The organism is Trichlorobacter sp., assembly GCF_030247655.1.
Taxonomy (GTDB): Bacteria; Desulfobacterota; Desulfuromonadia; order Geobacterales; family Pseudopelobacteraceae; genus Trichlorobacter.
Genome location: NZ_JAOTRZ010000053.1, coordinates 1 through 16,617 on the forward strand (window position 1 = coordinate 1; position 16,617 = coordinate 16,617).

General features: G+C 55.5%; 11 protein-coding genes. 5 read left to right on the forward strand and 6 right to left on the reverse strand.

Annotation, left to right across the window (positions count from 1 at the left end; translation table 11 throughout):
• Together OEL57_RS06805 and OEL57_RS06810 are read right to left on the reverse strand one after the other, a co-directional pair.
• A partial coding sequence (locus OEL57_RS06805; protein ID WP_300738856.1) for an efflux RND transporter permease subunit occupies window positions 1-1,279 on the reverse strand: 1,279 nt, incomplete at its 3' end.
• 9 nt (window positions 1,280-1,288) lie between these two features.
• Window positions 1,289-2,482, reverse strand: a complete 1,194-nt coding sequence (locus tag OEL57_RS06810) for an efflux RND transporter periplasmic adaptor subunit (RefSeq protein ID WP_300738859.1) — start codon at window positions 2,480-2,482, stop codon at window positions 1,289-1,291.
• A 227-nt stretch (window positions 2,483-2,709) separates the two neighbouring features.
• On the opposite strand from OEL57_RS06810, the gene OEL57_RS06815 reads away from it, so the two are divergent.
• The 5 genes from OEL57_RS06815 to OEL57_RS06835 all read left to right on the forward strand — a co-directional run bounded on the left by OEL57_RS06815 (window position 2,710) and on the right by OEL57_RS06835 (window position 13,902).
• Window positions 2,710-4,359 carry an AMP-binding protein gene (locus tag OEL57_RS06815; RefSeq protein ID WP_300738862.1) on the forward strand — a complete coding sequence of 550 codons (1,650 nt, stop codon included), beginning with the start codon at window positions 2,710-2,712 and terminating at the stop codon, window positions 4,357-4,359.
• Window positions 4,360-4,733: 374 nt separating this feature from the next.
• The gene (locus tag OEL57_RS06820) at window positions 4,734-8,513 is read left to right on the forward strand and encodes a beta strand repeat-containing protein (protein ID WP_300738865.1); all 3,780 of its coding nucleotides are present in this window, start codon (window positions 4,734-4,736) and stop codon (window positions 8,511-8,513) included.
• 279 nt (window positions 8,514-8,792) lie between these two features.
• A complete protein-coding gene (locus OEL57_RS06825; RefSeq protein ID WP_300738867.1) occupies window positions 8,793-10,784 on the forward strand; it encodes a sensor histidine kinase in 1,992 nt (663 codons plus the stop codon).
• Entirely contained in the window at window positions 10,777-11,424 is a 648-nt protein-coding gene (locus OEL57_RS06830; RefSeq protein ID WP_300738869.1) for a response regulator transcription factor, read from the forward strand. Before OEL57_RS06825 ends, OEL57_RS06830 begins: the two co-directional genes overlap by 8 nt.
• A gap of 252 nt (window positions 11,425-11,676) precedes the next feature.
• Entirely contained in the window at window positions 11,677-13,902 is a 2,226-nt protein-coding gene (locus OEL57_RS06835) for an InlB B-repeat-containing protein (RefSeq protein ID WP_300738871.1), read from the forward strand.
• Between the two features lie 199 nt (window positions 13,903-14,101).
• Here OEL57_RS06835 and OEL57_RS06840 read toward each other — a convergent pair whose 3' ends face one another.
• The 4 genes from OEL57_RS06840 to OEL57_RS06855 all read right to left on the reverse strand — a co-directional run.
• Complete coding sequence (locus OEL57_RS06840) at window positions 14,102-15,673, reverse strand: ABC1 kinase family protein (RefSeq protein ID WP_300738873.1); 1,572 nt, start codon at window positions 15,671-15,673, stop codon at window positions 14,102-14,104.
• A gap of 3 nt (window positions 15,674-15,676) precedes the next feature.
• Window positions 15,677-15,970: a hypothetical protein gene (locus OEL57_RS06845; protein WP_300738876.1), complete on the reverse strand. Its 294-nt coding sequence runs from the start codon at window positions 15,968-15,970 to the stop codon at window positions 15,677-15,679.
• 14 nt (window positions 15,971-15,984) lie between these two features.
• Complete coding sequence (locus OEL57_RS06850) at window positions 15,985-16,221, reverse strand: hypothetical protein (RefSeq protein WP_300738878.1); 237 nt, start codon at window positions 16,219-16,221, stop codon at window positions 15,985-15,987.
• A gap of 30 nt (window positions 16,222-16,251) precedes the next feature.
• Window positions 16,252-16,617: EAL domain-containing protein (locus tag OEL57_RS06855; RefSeq protein ID WP_300738879.1), on the reverse strand; the 366-nt coding region annotated here is incomplete at its 5' end.

Sequence of the window (16,617 nt, forward strand, 5' to 3'; positions counted from 1 at the left end):
TGCCATGGGTGGCCATATTATGTTCAACGTTTTCCACCACAATGATCGCATCATCCACCACCAGACCGATGGCCAGGATCATGCCGAACAGGGTCAGCATGTTGGTGGAGAACCCCAGGGCCAGAACCCCCATGTAGGTACCGATAATGGCAATCGGCACCGCCAGGATCGGGATAAAAGTGGCCCGGAAACTCTGCAGAAACAGAAACACCACCAGTACCACCAGCACCACCGCTTCAAAAAAGGTATGTACCACCTTCTCAATGGAGGCAGCGGTAAACTCGCTGGTATCCAGCACCACCTTGTAATCCATCCCCTGGGGAAAGCTCCTTTTTAGTCCTGCCAGCAGGTTGTTGATCTGTTTGGAGGTCTCAATGGCATTGGCGCCGGGCTGCTGGTAGACCACAATCGCTACTGATTTCTTGCCATTGACCTTGGTGGTGACCGAATAATCCTTGCCCCCCAGTTCTGCACGGGCAACATCCTTCAGCCGTACCAGCGCAGTTTCTGAAGAGGCGGCGCGGATAATGATATTCTCAAACTCAGCCGGGTCAGACAACATTCCCTTGGTGGTAACCACAAAGGTCTGCTGGGTTCCCTTGGGTGACGGAGACTGCCCGATGGAGCCGACACCAAAGGCCTTGTTCTGCTGCTGGATGGCGGTGGCAATATCCTGGGCAGTCAGTCCCAGTTGGGCCAGACGATCAGGCTTGAGCCAGATCCGCATCGCTACATCCGGCAGAGGAAACATGGAAGAAAGGTTGGCGCCGGGAATCCGCTTGATGGCATCCAGGATATACAGGTTGGCATAATTGCCCAGATAGACCGGATCGTAGCGGTCATCGGGGGAATAGACACTGATCACCATCATAAAGGATTGGGAGCGTTTCTGGACTGACACCCCCTGCTGGCTGACTACATCCGGCAATAGCGCAGATGCCTGGCTGACCCGGTTCTGCACGTTAACCTGGGCCATGTCAGGGTCGGTGCCCGGCTCAAAGGTAACCGTCAGACTCATGTTGCCGGAGGAAGCACTGGTGGAAGACATATAGCTCATGCCATCCACGCCGTTTACCTGCTGTTCAATCGGCGCAGCAACCGTATTGGCGATTACCTCGGCAGTGGCACCGGGATAAAAGGCTGAGACCTGCACCGTAGGAGGGGCAATATTGGGATACTGGGCAATCGGTGTCACCTTGAGGGCAACCAGCCCCCCCAGGGTGATAATGATGGCAATTACCGCCGCAAAGACAGGGCGATCAATAAAAAAACTTCCCATGATCTCCCCCTAGTTGGCTGCTGCCGGTTGGGCTTGCTTCTTCAACTCTTCAGACGTAACCAGCTTAACCGGTGCGCCGGGGGCCAGCTTCATAAAACCATCCACAATCACCCTGTCACCAGCCTTAAGCCCCTGGGTAATGATCCAGTCCTGCTCAAGCCATTCACCCACCAGCACCGGCCTGGCCTCCGCCAGCCCCTTGTCATTGGCCACAAAGACCACATGACCGTTACTGGTCTGCTGCACAGCCCGTTGGGGGACCACCAGGGCATTGGGACGGGTTGCACCTTTCAGGTAGGCCTTGACAAACATGCCGGGCCGCAAGACCCCTTTGGAATTCGGGATCTCGGCCCGCACCAGATAGGTACCGGTATCTTTATTAAAGGAAGGATCAGCAAAGTTGACCACACCTGCCTGGGGATAGCGTCTACCATCGGATAGCTCGATATCAACGGTAAAGCGATTATCCTTTGGTCGAGCAATTTCCCCTTTTTCAACTGACTGGCGCATCTTGGCCTGCTCGTTCTGGGAGACACTGAAATCCACCCAGGCCGGATCCAGCTTGGCAACGTAGGTCAGCTTGGCAGAACTGCTGCCTGCAGCGATGTAGCTTCCTTCCCGCATCAATGCCTGACCAGCCACACCACTGACCGGTGAGGTGATGCTGGTATAGCTTAAATCCAGCAGCGCCTTGTCAAGGTTCGCCTGATCCTGCTGCAGACCGGCCTCAGCGGTCTTATAGTTGCCGATGGCATTGTCCAGATCGCTCTTGCTGGCGGCATTCTGATCAGCCAACGGCTTGATCCGGTCAAGACTGGCCTTTGCGGTAAACAGCTGGGATTTACGGATATCAACCGCTGCCCTGGCCGCATTCACCGCTGCCACAAACGGCTTTTTATCAAGCACAAACAGCACCTGCCCCTGTTTAACCGGCTCCCCTTCCTGATAGCTGATCTTTTCAAGAAAACCGTTCACCCTGGCCATCACATCAACCTGGTGAGAACTTTGAATCTGGGCCACAAAGGGGAATATCGCCGGCACTGTTTTGGGCTGAATCGTTACGGCAACCACCTCGGTCACCGGCAACGGGGCCTTGTGCTGCTCTTTTTTACTGCAGCCGATACAAAAAACCAGCAGAGATGAAAGAGCGACAGAGATGAGCCTGACATGGGAAGTACTGGACCGAAAAGGCAGGTGTAACATACGAGAACCTCAATTCAGCAAGAGATTTGATACACACAGATAAAGATTTAAGTACCATACAATTTCAGAACTGCAAGGTTATGCATTCATTTATCTACCAGCTTGGCCTTGACGTTCCGCTCCTGCTATGCTATTGAGCAAACCCTAGAAATTCAATGGGTTACAAAAAATATAATTGCCGCAATCAAAACAAAGTTCGACTAAACAAAAAATAAAGAGGTAGCACCATGTCCCAAGCCATTACCAAGCCGATCGGCGCCATGCTGGATGAGATTGCAGCACGTTTCCCTGACAATGATGCCCTGGTCTATCCTGAACGTGGGCTGCGTTATTCCTACAAACAGTTTAACGAGATCTGCCGCCAGGTGGCCAAAGGCCTGCTGAAACTGGGTATCAAGAAGGGGGACCATGTCTCGATCTGGGCCTATAACGTGCCGGAATGGGCAATCCTGCAGTTTGCCACCCCCAAGATCGGCGCGGTGCTGGTTACCGTTAACACTGCCTACAAATCATCGGAACTTGAATATGTTTTAAATCAGTCCGACTCCACCACCCTGTTCATGGTCAAGTCGTTCAAGGACACCGACTACGTCAAGACCCTGGCCGATGTGGTGCCCTCCATCCATGATTCTGAACCGGGCCAGCTGAAGCACGAGAAACTGCCGTTCCTGAAAAATGTCATCTTCATTGGTGACGAGACCCCAGCCGGCATGCTGAACTTTGAACGGATCATAGAGCTGGGCAAAGATGTTTCTGACGAAGAGTTAGCAGCGGTTGAGGCCACCCTGGACTGCCACGACACCATCAACATGCAGTACACCTCCGGCACCACCGGTTTCCCCAAAGGGGTAATGCTGACCCACCACAACCTGACCAACAACGGCTTCCAGATCGGCGAATGCATGAAGTTCACCGATCAGGACCGGCTCTGCATCCCGGTACCGTTTTTCCACTGCTTTGGCTGCGTACTGGGCACCATGGTCTGCGTCACCCACGGCTCTGCCATGATACCGGTTGAGATCTTTGATCCGCTCAAGGTGCTGCAGACGATTGAGGCTGAAAAATGTACGGCGGTGCATGGCGTACCGACCATGTTCATTGCCGAACTTGAGCACCCGGAGTTCTCAAAATTTGATCTTTCCAGCATGCGTACCGGGATCATGGCCGGATCGGTCTGCCCGATTGAGGTCATGAAACGGGCGGTACGGGACATGCACCTGACCGAAATCACCAGCGTCTACGGCCAAACTGAATCATCTCCCGGTATTACTCAGACCCGTACTGAAGATGCGATTGAACTGCGGGTCTCCACCGTTGGACGGGCCCTTCCCGGCGCTGAAGTCAAGATCGTTGACATTGAAACCGGCACCACCCTGCCGCCGGGCAAACAGGGTGAGCTTTGCGCCCGTGGCTACATGGTCATGAAAGGCTACTACAAGATGCCGGAAGAGACCGCCAAGGTAATAGATGCCGACAACTGGCTGCATACCGGTGATCTGGCCATTATGGATGAGAACGGCTACTGCAAAATCACCGGCCGAATCAAGCAGATGATCATCCGGGGCGGCGAAAACATCTATCCCAAAGAGATTGAAGAGTTCCTCTACACCCACCCAAAGATCTCCGATGTCCAGATTTACGGAGTGCCGGACAAGAAGTACGGTGAGCAGGTTATGGCGGCGGTGATCCTGAAAAAAAGGATGGAGATGACCGAGGACGAGGTGCGGGATTTCTGCCGGGGCAAGATCGCCAACTACAAGGTACCGAAGTATGTCAAATTTGTAGAGGGCTACCCGATGACCGCCAGCGGCAAAATTCAGAAGTTTAAACTGCGGGAGATGGCGATCAAGGAACTGCACCTGGAAGAATCAGAATAGCCAGCAGAACCGGATTAAGCACAAAAACAGCAGCGGCGGGGAGTGATCCCCGCCGTTTTTTGTTACAGTTTCTTCCACCAGCCTAGCCCCCCACCTGCACAGCCTCACCTTACATCAATATAATTATCTGTTTTTATTACTAAACACCCACTTTACAAGCAAGCTGCAGACACTTCCAGCCACAAGGCTTTGTAGTGGTTTTCCACGACATTTTTTTTGAAAAAAATAATGTATGATGCCGCCCAAACTGAGTAATGGGCCGCCAAAGAACGCAAGGGGCGCAGAGGAAAAACGGAAAAGGCAGTTGCGCACGGAGACGTAAAAGCACTGTGTAAGCAAGCGTAACTGCCGTTTTTGGGCAAAGGGAATATACAATGAAAAACAAACTTCAAATCAAATCCATTTTCCTGTTGGTACTGTTCATCTGCCTGCTGGCACCGCTACAAGCGGCATGGGCTGATTCCGCCACCGTCACCATCGGCACGGTGGCATCCAGCAACGGCAGCTGGTCCGGCGCCACACCGGATGTCTGGACGCCGGGCGCCAGCGGTGTTTCCACCGTGGCAGTAAGCGAGATCACAGACCGTCTGGCAAACAACGGGGTAATCATCGGTTCAGCCAGCAGCATAACCGTGGCAACCCCCATCAGCTGGAGCAGCAGCAATCCACTGACCCTCAACGCCGGAACCGACATCAGCATTACTGCCGCCATCAACGGTACCAGCGGTGCTCTTACCCTTGCTGCCAATACCATCATCAGTGCGTTAGATCAGGTCAACATCAATATTTTTACCCTTTCCAGCGGCAGCTGGAGCCAGATAGGCAGCCTGCCCGACTTCAGCGCCACCGACTTCCGCATTTCCGGCGGCAGCTTTATCCGGGCATCAGGCGGTGATGGCAGCAGCAACAATCCCTACCAGATTACCGATATCTACGGCCTGCAGGGGATCGGCTCCTCCGCCGACATGCTGACCAAGAGCTACCAACTGGCCAATGATATCAGTGCATCCGGCACCGCCACCTGGGACAGCGGTAAGGGCTTCAAGCCGATCGGCACCAGCAGTCTCAACGGTTCCAGTGCCCCCGACCCCGCCAACACCGTGGCCTTCACCGGCAATTTTTACGGCCAGAACCACGTCATCGACGGCCTGACCATCAACCGCAGCAGCCAGAACTTTGTCGGCCTGTTCGGCTATGTTGGCAGCGGTCCCAGCTTCAGCAACCTGGGGCTGACCAACCTCAACGTCACCGGAGGCAACTATTACACCGGCGGCCTGGCCGGTTACAGCTACGCCCCGCTCTCCAACGTCTATGCCAGCGGAACCGTCACCGGCAGCGGCGTCAACGGCAGCTGGTATGTCGGCGGCCTGCTGGGCTACAACAACGGCGGCAGCATTGACAACAGCCACTTCACCGGCGCCGTAGCGGCCAGCGTCGGCTATGTCTACCACTACTACGGAGGGCTGGCAGGCTACAGCACCGGCGCCATCAGCAACAGCTACGCCGAAGTCTCCCTGAGCGCCGACAGCTACACCAATATGAGCGTCAACTACTTCGGCGGCCTGGCAGGCTATCAGGAGGGTAACATCACCGACAGCCACACCACCATCACCATGAACAGTTTCACAACCCTGGGCACCGATGTGGGGACAAGCAATCTTGGCGGGCTGGCCGGCGGTATGAAGAATGGCGCCATCAGCAACTGCTTTGTCGAAGGCAACATTCAACTTTTCAAGACCCATACCAACGACAATGCCCATTTCACCGGCGGGCTGGTGGGCTACAGTACCTACAGTATCAGCATCAGCAACAGCCATTTCAGCGGCACCCTCCTTGGCAGCGATAATATCGGCGGGCTGATCGGCTACAGCAGCGTAAGCAGCGCCACAGTAAGCATCAGCAACAGCTACAGCACCGGCGCCATTACAAGTCGGTTGGGGAGCGTCGGCGGGTTGATCGGGGGGTTGTCCGGTTTCGGCACCGGCACCGGCGCCATCAGCAACAGCTACAGCACCGCCACCATCAGCAGCGGCGGCGGCTATACCGGCGGTCTGGTGGGTAAGGGCGATGGCCTGAGCATCAGCGACAGCCGCTACCCTCTCCCCATCAGCGGCGGCGTCTATACCGGCGGGCTGGCAGGCTACCTCACCGGCAGCATCAGCAATAGCTACGCCGAAGGGGCCGTGACCGGCGGCAGCCATACTGGCGGGCTGGTCGGTTACATCACTGGCGCCGTGACCAACAGCTACCACATCGGCGATGTCACCTCCACCGGCAGTACCTACGTGGGGGGCCTGATCGGCTATACCACCGCCAATGTCAGTGGCCTCTACGCCACTGGCAAGGTCACTGCCAGCAATGCCAATTACGTGGGCGGCCTGATCGGCTATACCAGTGCCAATGTGAGCAACAGCTACGTCACCGGGGATGTAACCGGCTACAGCTCCTACGTTGGCGGGCTGGTCGGCATACTGAGCGGGACCGACATCAGCATCAGCGACAGCCATGCCACCGGCACAGTCATTGGCTCCTACATCGTGAACCTCCCCTCTGTGGGCGACGTCTACGGCTCCTCGCTTGTGGGCGGGCTGGTCGGGCAACTCAACGGAGATAACACCAACATCACCAACAGCTACGCCACCGGCAATGTCACCGGCGGCACCATGGTGGGTGGCCTGGTCGGGGGAACCGATTATGACGCGGATGCCCTCAACCATCAGCACACCATCAGCTACAGCTACGCCACCGGTGATGTAACGGCAACGTACAGGGTAGTCAACATATCGCAATCCGGGATTGCCGGCGGCCTGGTCGGCCAGGCGGACGGCCTGGTCATCACCAACAGCTATGCCACCGGCAATGTCAGCGGCCGATATGCTGGCGGTCTGGTGGGATGGGAATTCGGTTATTACTACTACAGTGAAGGTGATACGGGCTACGATGGTTTCGGACGGATCGTCAACAGCTACGCCACCGGCAGTGTCACCGGCAGCAGCTATTACTACTACTCCTCCGGCGGCACACTATCCCTCTATAGCCCTACCGGAGGTCTGCTGGGGTTTAACCAGAGCGGCGTCAACATCATCAACAGCTACGCCATTGGTGCGGTAAGCTCAACCGACACGACTAACGTCGGCGGGCTGTCGGGAGACACCGGTTGGGGCGGCGGTACAATCAGCAACAGCTTCTGGAACACGGAAACCACCGGCCAGAGTAGTGCCGTAGGCGGCACCTACACCCTCGACAACGTCACCGGTCTCACCACCGCCCAGATGAAGGCCGCCAGCCACTTCAGCAGCGCGAGCTGGAGCATCAGCAGTACAGGCGGTTCTTCTACAATCTGGCGCATCTATGAAGATAAGACCTATCCGCTGCTGCGCTCCTTTCTGACCCCCATGAGCGTAACAGCCAACAATGCAGCCAAAAACTATGACAGCACCCCCTACAGCGGCGGCAATGGGGTGCTGTTTGCACCGGCCGGGTATAATGCAGCCAGGGTGTTGGGTTCTCTGAGCTATGCCGGTAGCTCTCAGGGAGCAACGGCCATAGGCAGTTATACCATTATACCGGACGGCCTGTATTCAGACCAGTTGGGCTATGACATTTCTTTTATCAGTGGTGTCCTGAACATTAACGGTTACTGGCTTACCCTTGGTATCAGCGGTAGCGGTACAGTAAACAGTTCAAACGGTAGCGGACTTAGCTATGCCTGTAATACCGCAACCTGTGCGGCTGTTCCGTTTGGCAGTGGCGATACCGTTACCCTGACTGCCACCGGTTCAAACTCCAGCTTCAGCAGTTGGAACGGGGATTACGTCAGCATCAGCAATCCCGGTAGCGTCACCATGAACGCAAACAAGGCGGTAACTGCCACATTCATACCTGATCCGGCCACGGTAAAAATTGATGGTGACAGCACCCCGTACTACAGCATCAACAGCGCCCTGGCAGCACCAACACAGGATGCAACCATCAGGGCTACGGCTATTGGTTTTGCAGAGAACGTTATCCTGCAGAACAGCCACACCCTGGCCCTGAAGGGTGGCTACAGTGACAGCACTTTCAGCAGCCAGACCGGCTACAGCACCATTAACGGGACGCTGACCATCAGCAGCGGTACCCTGGTTGTGGATCGGGTAGTGGTGGGGCCGTAGGGCAGAACAATGGGCCGCCAAAGAACACATAGATCACAAAGAATGACTGCCTGCCAGGACAGATGCCGGTAGTTTCAGAGCGACCTTTAACAGCTTCGTTTTTCTTTTGTTTCTTTGTGTTCTTTGGCGGCAAACAAAGGTTTTGGGTTGCTGCCTCTGTTGCTCCGCTGCCCCGTGTTTTGGGAGCCGCCATGTTAAAAATAAAAACGCAGTTGCATCCGGGGAAGTGCCCGGTATGATGACATTCGTTACTAGAACTTGAACCAGAGGCAATGACCGATGATCTCCGGTGTAGCTGCGTATCTCCAAATACTCCGTAAATTCGGCATCTATCGAGCTGTTGCCGCCTGCATCACGGGCTGTATCCTCTCTTTGCTGTGCCATGCCACCCCGGCCTTGGCTGTATCTCCCCTTTTCATCGGCAATGCCGACAGCTATCCGCTGGGTAAAACAACGCTGGAGATGCTGGCCGACCCTGCTCACCGCCTGACCATTGCCGATGTCAGCTCCCCCGCCTATGCCAACCGCTTCAAGCCGGTACCTGCCGATACTCCCAACTTCGGCATAAGCAGTGCCGCCTACTGGTTCCGTTTCAGCATTGATTTTGGTACACGCGGTGCTGAAAACTGGTTACTGTTGCTGGATCAGCCGCTTATGGATTACGCTGACCTGTACCTTGTCCGTCCCGATGGCACGTTCCTGGTGCAGCAGTCCGGCGACATGCGTCCCCTGGACAGCCGTACAATCGCCAAGCGAAACATCCTGTTCAGATTGTCTTCCGATGCCGGAAAAACAACCTGGTACCTGCGGGCACAGATCAACGGACGTGCCCAGTTTCCCCTGTCGGTCTGTAGCAGTGAGGCGTTACACGACAACGAAAACATCCAGAACTCCATCTACGCCGGATTTACCGGCTTTGCACTGACCATTGCCGTCATCAGCCTGTCACTCTATCTGTTTATCCGGGAAAAGAGCTTTGTCTATTATGCCTTCTACATCCTGGGAACCGCCGTTTACCATCTGGCCCTTGCCGGTTACCTCTACCGTATTGTTGTACCTGAGTATCCCCGCATCCACGATTATCTGGCTACACTGGTCTGCTTTCTGCCCCTGCTGGGCGCCACCTTTTTTATCCGGGAATTCCTGATAACTCCACAGAACGCGCCGTTTATGGACCGCCTGCTTCGCGGCTGGGTCTGGACAAATCTTATCCTGCCGCCATTGATCTTCGTTATTCCTGCAGCCCCTTTCAAGTCCCTGTTGATGCTTGACGCCATGCTGATCGTGCTGTTCCTGCTTGCCGCCTCAGCCGAGGCGGTCCGTAACGGCTATCCACCAGCCAAGTACCTGCTGGCATCACGGGTACTGCACGAAATAGCGGTGCTGCTGCTCCTGCTGATGAATTTCAACCTGATCCCGTATTCGCTGCATTACGAGACCGCCTTGCTGATTACCCCGCTGCTGGACGGCATCCTGATCGCCTTTGCCCAGGGAGAGCGTTTCAAGCTGTTGAGCAACCGGATCGGCAACCTGGTGACCGATCTGCAGTTGCAGGTAGCGGAACGGACCGCCGCCCATGGGGCATTACAGGAGCAGATGGAAAAACGCGAACGGCTGGAGCAGGAGATCGAGCGGGTCAGCCGGGAGGAACGCCGTCGGATCAGCCATGAGCTGCACGACGGACTCTGTCAGCAGTTAACTGGTGCCCGACTCCGCTTTGCCGCCCTTGAAGACCGGCTTGTCGAAGCCGGGCTACAGCCAGAAGCCCAACCGCTTGGCACCCTGTTGCAGGATTCCGTTGATCATGCCTACGCCCTTTCACGCAGGCTTTGGACCTCTGACCGGAATGGCAGTGAAGGGGTGATTGATCTGGAGCAGCTGGTCCGGCAGGTTTCCAGCCAGAGCAGCGTTCCGATTCAACTGGAACTTACCCAGAACTGCCCGACATGTTCCGCTGTCAGCATGCTGCATGTCCAGCAGATCGCCCGTGAAGCGCTGGTAAACGCAATCAAGCACTCTGGAGCCACCAGGATTACTGTTGCGTTACACTGCACGCCAGATGCAGGAATCAGGCTTGAAGTACACGACAACGGCTGCGGCATCACCACACCAAAGGGAACCGGCGGCGGTCTGGGAATCGGCATGATGGAGTACCGCGCAGCTCAGATCAACGCACGCTTTGAGATAACGGATACGGCGGATGGTGGAACGGCTGTCCTCTGCACCGCACCCTGCACCGTTGTTTCGGATAGAGGAGTACACGATGTTTGATACGAAGCCGCTTCAAGGGGTACGGGTTTTTCTGGTGGATGATCACCCGGCAGTGCGGGAGGGGTTGTCATTGCTGTTAAGCAGTAAAGGGCTGCTGGTCTGCGGTGAGGCGGACCGGGGCGCTGATGCCCTGTCACGGCTTGCCGCCGTGGCTGTTGATGTGGTGTTGGTAGACCTCTCGCTGGGTGAAGAAAGCGGTATTGACCTGATTACCGCACTACGGGAAAGCGGCGTCAAGACCCTTGTCTACTCAATGCACGATGATCGGGAACGGGTTGAGGCGGCCCTGGCTGCCGGGGCAAACAGCTATGTCACCAAGCGCGAAATGGCGACAACCCTGTTGGAGGCGATCAGCTCTGTCCTGGCGGAAACCTGTTACCTGAGTCCCGTTGCCGCCGAGGCGCTCCAGCAGGGCATTGAGCCGGATACACATCGACACGCCATGACACTGCTGTCGGAACGGGAGCAGAAACTGTTCTGCAAGATGGGGGAAGGCTACTCCACCTCTGATCTGGCAAGGCACTTCGCCATCTCCACCAGCACCGTGGAGACCTACTACGCACGGATTCTGGATAAATTAAAGTTGTCACGGACCAAGGAGCTGCGGCTAATGGCGATCCGGTTTATGAAGGGCGAGTAATTTCGCTCCCTACCCACTACACTCCTGTTAGCCTCTCCCTCTTGTAGTGGTTTTCCACGACATTTTTTTAACAAAAACAATGTATGATCCCGCCCAAACTGAATGGTGGACCCTAAAAGCACACTTAGAAACGGCGGTTAGCACCCCTTCCCCCTAAAACAGGAGGGGACTTAAAATCAACCCGGTGCAAAAAACTAACCGGTCACAACTGCTTGCACTATTGAATTAACCGTTTGCATAGGAGGACTCTTTATGAATGCATTAAAGACTATCAGCACCTTCGCGTTGGCAATATTTGCCATGTTGTTCGTTCCGCTGGTGACGATGGCTGCGGTTCCTGTCCTGACAACGCCAACGACGGGCAATCTGGGCGCCAATCAAGTGACGCTGACGCTACAAGCGAGCCAATCCGGTACCGGCTATTTCACCCTGCTTCCCGGCAGCGACGCCGCCTGCGGTACGGGAACACAGGTGAAGAACGGGCAGAACAGCAGCGGCACCATTGCCTATCGCCACGGCTCACTGCCGCTTACCGCCAACTCAGCCGGTAGGTACACCGTGCGTAACCTGCTTCAAAGTTCGGATTACACCGTCTGCTTCACTGCCGACGATGGTACGAACCTTCAAGAAACCCCTGCCACAGCCGGTTTCACCACAGCTGCCGCAATCAATCTATCCACCAGTGCCTGGACCAGCGTGGGGAGCAACGGAGTCTCAGAATACACAAGCTCTGGCCCCTCGCTCTCCTTTGCCCCGGACGGCACACCGTATGTGGCGTATAGCAATTTGAGCACCACCCATATGGTCGCGGTCAAGAAATACGACGACGCAGTATGGGTGGACGTGGGAAACGCCGGATTTTCTGCAGGCGCAGCCAATCACCTCTCACTCTCCTTTGCCCCGGACGGCACACCCTATGTGGCGTACCAGGATTCAGGTAACGACGACAAGGCCACAGTAAAAAAATACAACGGCACATCGTGGGTGGACGTAGGAAGCGCCGGGTTCTCTGTTGGTGAAGCCAATTTTACCTCACTCTCCTTTGCCCCGGACGGCACACCCTATGTGGCGTACGAAGATTCCAGTAACGCCTGGAAAGCTACAGTAAAAAAATACAACGGCACAGCATGGGTGGTTGTGGGGAGCCCCGGGTTCTCTACAGGCCCAGCCGAATTCATCTCGTTCTCCGTTGCCCCGGACGGCACACCGTATGTGGCGTACATAGATTGGAGTATCGGCTTCGGCCCCACGGTAAAAAAATACGACGGCGAAGCGTGGGTGAACGTGGGAAGCGACGGTGTCTCTGAAGACATGAACCTTTACACCTCGCTCTCCTTTGCCCCGGACGGCACTCCGTATGTGGCGTACCAGGATTGGGGTAACAACGGCGGGACTACGGTAAAGAAATACGAAGGCGCAGCGTGGGTGGGCGTAGGAAGCGCCGGATTCTCTGCTGGTGAAGCCGATTTCACCTCACTCTCCTTTGCCCCGAACGGCACTCCGTATGTGGCGTATAGGAATTACGACAACAAGAAGGCAACAGTAAAGAAATACAACGGCGTAGCGTGGACAGATGTTGCGAGTGCCGAGGTATCTGCAGCCGAAATCAATAACATTTCTATCTCTTTTGCCCCGGACGGCACACCCTATGTGGCGTTCGAGGAAGACCCAATCATCAGGAATACCGTGGTGATGAAACTTACCCCGGTCTATACCGTCACCTACGATGGTAATGGAGGCACAGTCGGCTCAGTTCCGCTTGACAGCAACACGTACGTGCAAGGGGCTGCGGTCACAGTATTGAGTAATAGCGGCACCCTTATGAAAACAGGCTATATCTTTGAGGGGTGGAACACAGTGAGTGACGGCAGCGGCACGAGCTATGCCGCGTCAGGCAGTGTGACATTCACGATGGGCTCAGCCGATGTGACGCTCTATGCCCAATGGACGCCGGTGCCCGCCACCCTCACCGTCACCATCTCTGGTACCGGTAGCGTAACCAGCCAGAACCAGCTTGGCACCAACTACACCTGCAATAGCGGCAGTTGTGCGCCGGCAACCTTTAACCTGGGCGATACCGTTACCCTGACCGCCACCGGTTCAAACTCCATCTTCAACGGCTGGAGCGGCGCCATTACCAGCAGTGTTAATCCATACACAACACTGCTCATGGATGCAAACAAGGCCGTAACCGCCAGCTTTACGCCAGCCCCTGCCACGGTGAAGATTGATGGAAGCGATACTGTGTACTACAGTATCAATGCAGCCCTGGTCGCATCGGCGCTGGACGCTGTTATCCGTGCCAAAGAGACAAGCTTCTCTGAGAACGTGATAATGGAGAACAGTCACATCCTGATCTTGAAGGGTGGCTACAGTGATGCCAACTTCAGCAGCCAGACCGGTTACAGTACCATTAACGGGACGCTGACTATCAAGGCAGGTAAATTGATTGTGGATCGAGTAGTGGTGGGACCGTAAGGGAGAATAATTGGCCGCAAAAGAACACATAGAGCACAAAGAATTACTACCTGTCAGGACAGATACAGGCAGTTTCAAGGAAACCTTTAACAGCTCGTTTTTCTTTTGTTCCTTGTGTTCTTTTGCGGCAAACAAACGTTTTTGGTTGTTGCCTTTGTTGCTCCGTTGCTCTCTGTTTCGTGAACAGCCCTGTTAAGGATTACAGCTTTTTCCACCAGATCAGCTTCCCCAATGCACCGCCAAAACAGGCCAGTGACAGCCATAACGCCGCTGGATGGGGCATCCCCCGCAGGTAAAAAGCCAGCGCCACCAGCACCCCTATCCAGGTCATCTGTTGTATCCACTGCTGTGCCGGACGCAGCAGCGCACGGCGATCCTCCTCAGCCAGATGGACGGTCAGATCCCCCTGTTGCAGGGTATCCACCAGGTGGCGGGCCTTGACCAGGGTCAGAGGCAATTGGGCCAGCTCATGGGTCACGACCCCCAGAAGACTGTCCCGCTCCCCCAGGGCACGGGTCAGGTTGGCCCTGAGTACCGGCAGTACATCTTTGATGCCGTTGTAGTTCTCAATGTAGCTGGTACCCAGCCCCTCAATAATCGAGCTGGCACGCATGACATAGATGATCTCCTGGGGCAGCTTGAAAGGATATTCCTTGAGGGTATCCATGATGCCAAAGGCCAGTTCCTGCATGCTGGAGGCGCTGAGCTGATCGTTGTCAAAGATGCGGAAGATCTCTTCAGCCAGCCCGGTCAGTTCATCCTGGGGCGCACTGTCGGTAATAATCCCCAGTTTGCGGGTGGCCTGCGCCAACAGCTCAAAATCCCGCTCATAGGCAGCCTTGACCGTGTTGATCATGGCCAGGCGGGTGGCATTGGGAATACGACTGACCATCCCGAAGTCAAGCAGTACCAACTCCCCCTGCTCGGTTACCAGCAGGTTACCGGGGTGGGGATCGGCATGGAAGAAACCTTTGACCAGCATCTGCTCGGTGTAGAACAGCACCAGTTTTTCCATCAGGCCAGCAAAAGAGACCTGCAAACAGGATAGACCTGCACGGTCATCAAAACGATACCCCTCTTCAAAGCTCATCACCAGTGCATCATGGGAGCAGAACTGCGGATAGGGAACCGGCATGCGGATTCCGGAGTTTGGGTAGGCCTGACGGAACCGTTCCAGGTTGGACAGCTCCACCTGCATGTCAACTTCCTGTAGGATGGTTTTACGGAAGGCGGCCAGAACAGCTTCAATGGAGTTACGGGTGTATTCAGCAAACAGCGGATGCAGTAAGTCCAGAAACCAGCCCAGCAGACGAATATCCTCCCGCACCACCCGTTCAATCCGGTTGCGACGCAGCTTGACCGCTACCTGACGGCCATCCTGCAACACGGCACGATGGACCTGGCCGATGGAGGCGCAGGCCAGCGGCTGTACTTCAAAGCTGCTAAAGCTGGCACCGTCACCAAAAGCTCGATCAAAGACCTGTTGCAAATCAGCCGGAGGCATTGCTGGCAGCTGGTCATGCAGTTGCCGCAACGCCTCCAGGTAGCTGCTGTCAAAAAAATCAGCTCTGGTGGCCAGTACTTGGGCCAGCTTGATGAAGCTGGCCCCCAGCCCCTCTATGGCAGAGACCAGCGGCACTGGTTCAAGCGGATGTATCCCCAGCCAACTGGGCCGCTTGCGGATCAGCAGAAAAACGGTCAGTAGCACCCGGAAGACGGAGTAAATCCGGGCCGGATGATACAGACGGATGAGTAAGGGAAGTGGTGTCACCGGCTACTGCTGCCCCTGACGCTGTTTTGCCAGCTCCTCCCGCAGGGCATCCAGATCAGCCTTGGTGGCCAGCCCCAGTTCATCCATCGCCTCTTTAAGCAGCGCCTTCACCTCATCCTTCAGCCTACCGCGTTCTTCGCTGCCTTTGGCTACGGCCTGGTCAAAAAACTCGCGGGCTTTCTGCTCGTTTTCCTCACGCAGCCCTTTGGCTGATTCACCGGCCTGCTCCAGCTTTTCCTTGGCCATTAATGCGCTGCCCAGCCCGAAGTAAAACAGTTGCTCCAGTTTCTCTTTCATGGTCGTTCCCCCTTTTAGCTACTGGTTAATTCAGCCAACACGGCCTCGTGTGCTGCCACCGAGGCATCGAGCCCGGCATTACCGATGGCCCCCCGCCCGGTCCAGTCATTGCCCTGCCTCACATACAGGCATTTTAGCGTCTGACGGATATATCTGACTGCTTCATGTGGGTCACGTTGTGCTCGATCAGATAGTTCAGTATACACGGAGTCAAAGGTATCGTCATAGCGTTCTTCTATGTAATCAGTCATAGACATTTCGTCAGCTCCCCTCGCGTGTATTTATCCAGCACAGCACTCCACCCTCCGCACCGGTTCTGCTGCCGGTTTGGCAAAAAGATAGCCTTGGGCCAGCTGTGCTCCATGCTGTTTGACGTAGGCCAGTTCTTCACAGGTTTCAACACCTTCTGCCAGCACCTTGATCCCGTTTTCATGGGCTATGCCGACCAGCGCCCCAAAGATGGACTGTTTGACCGGATCGTGGTCGACGTCACGGATAATTTCCATATCCACCTTGATAACATCAGCTCCCAGCGCCGCAAGAGTGGCCAGATTGGTATGGCCGCTGCCGATATCATCAAGGGCGGTGCGGAATCCTTTTTCCCGGTAAAAATCAAGTATCCTGCGCAAGTGGGGCAAGTCTTCCAC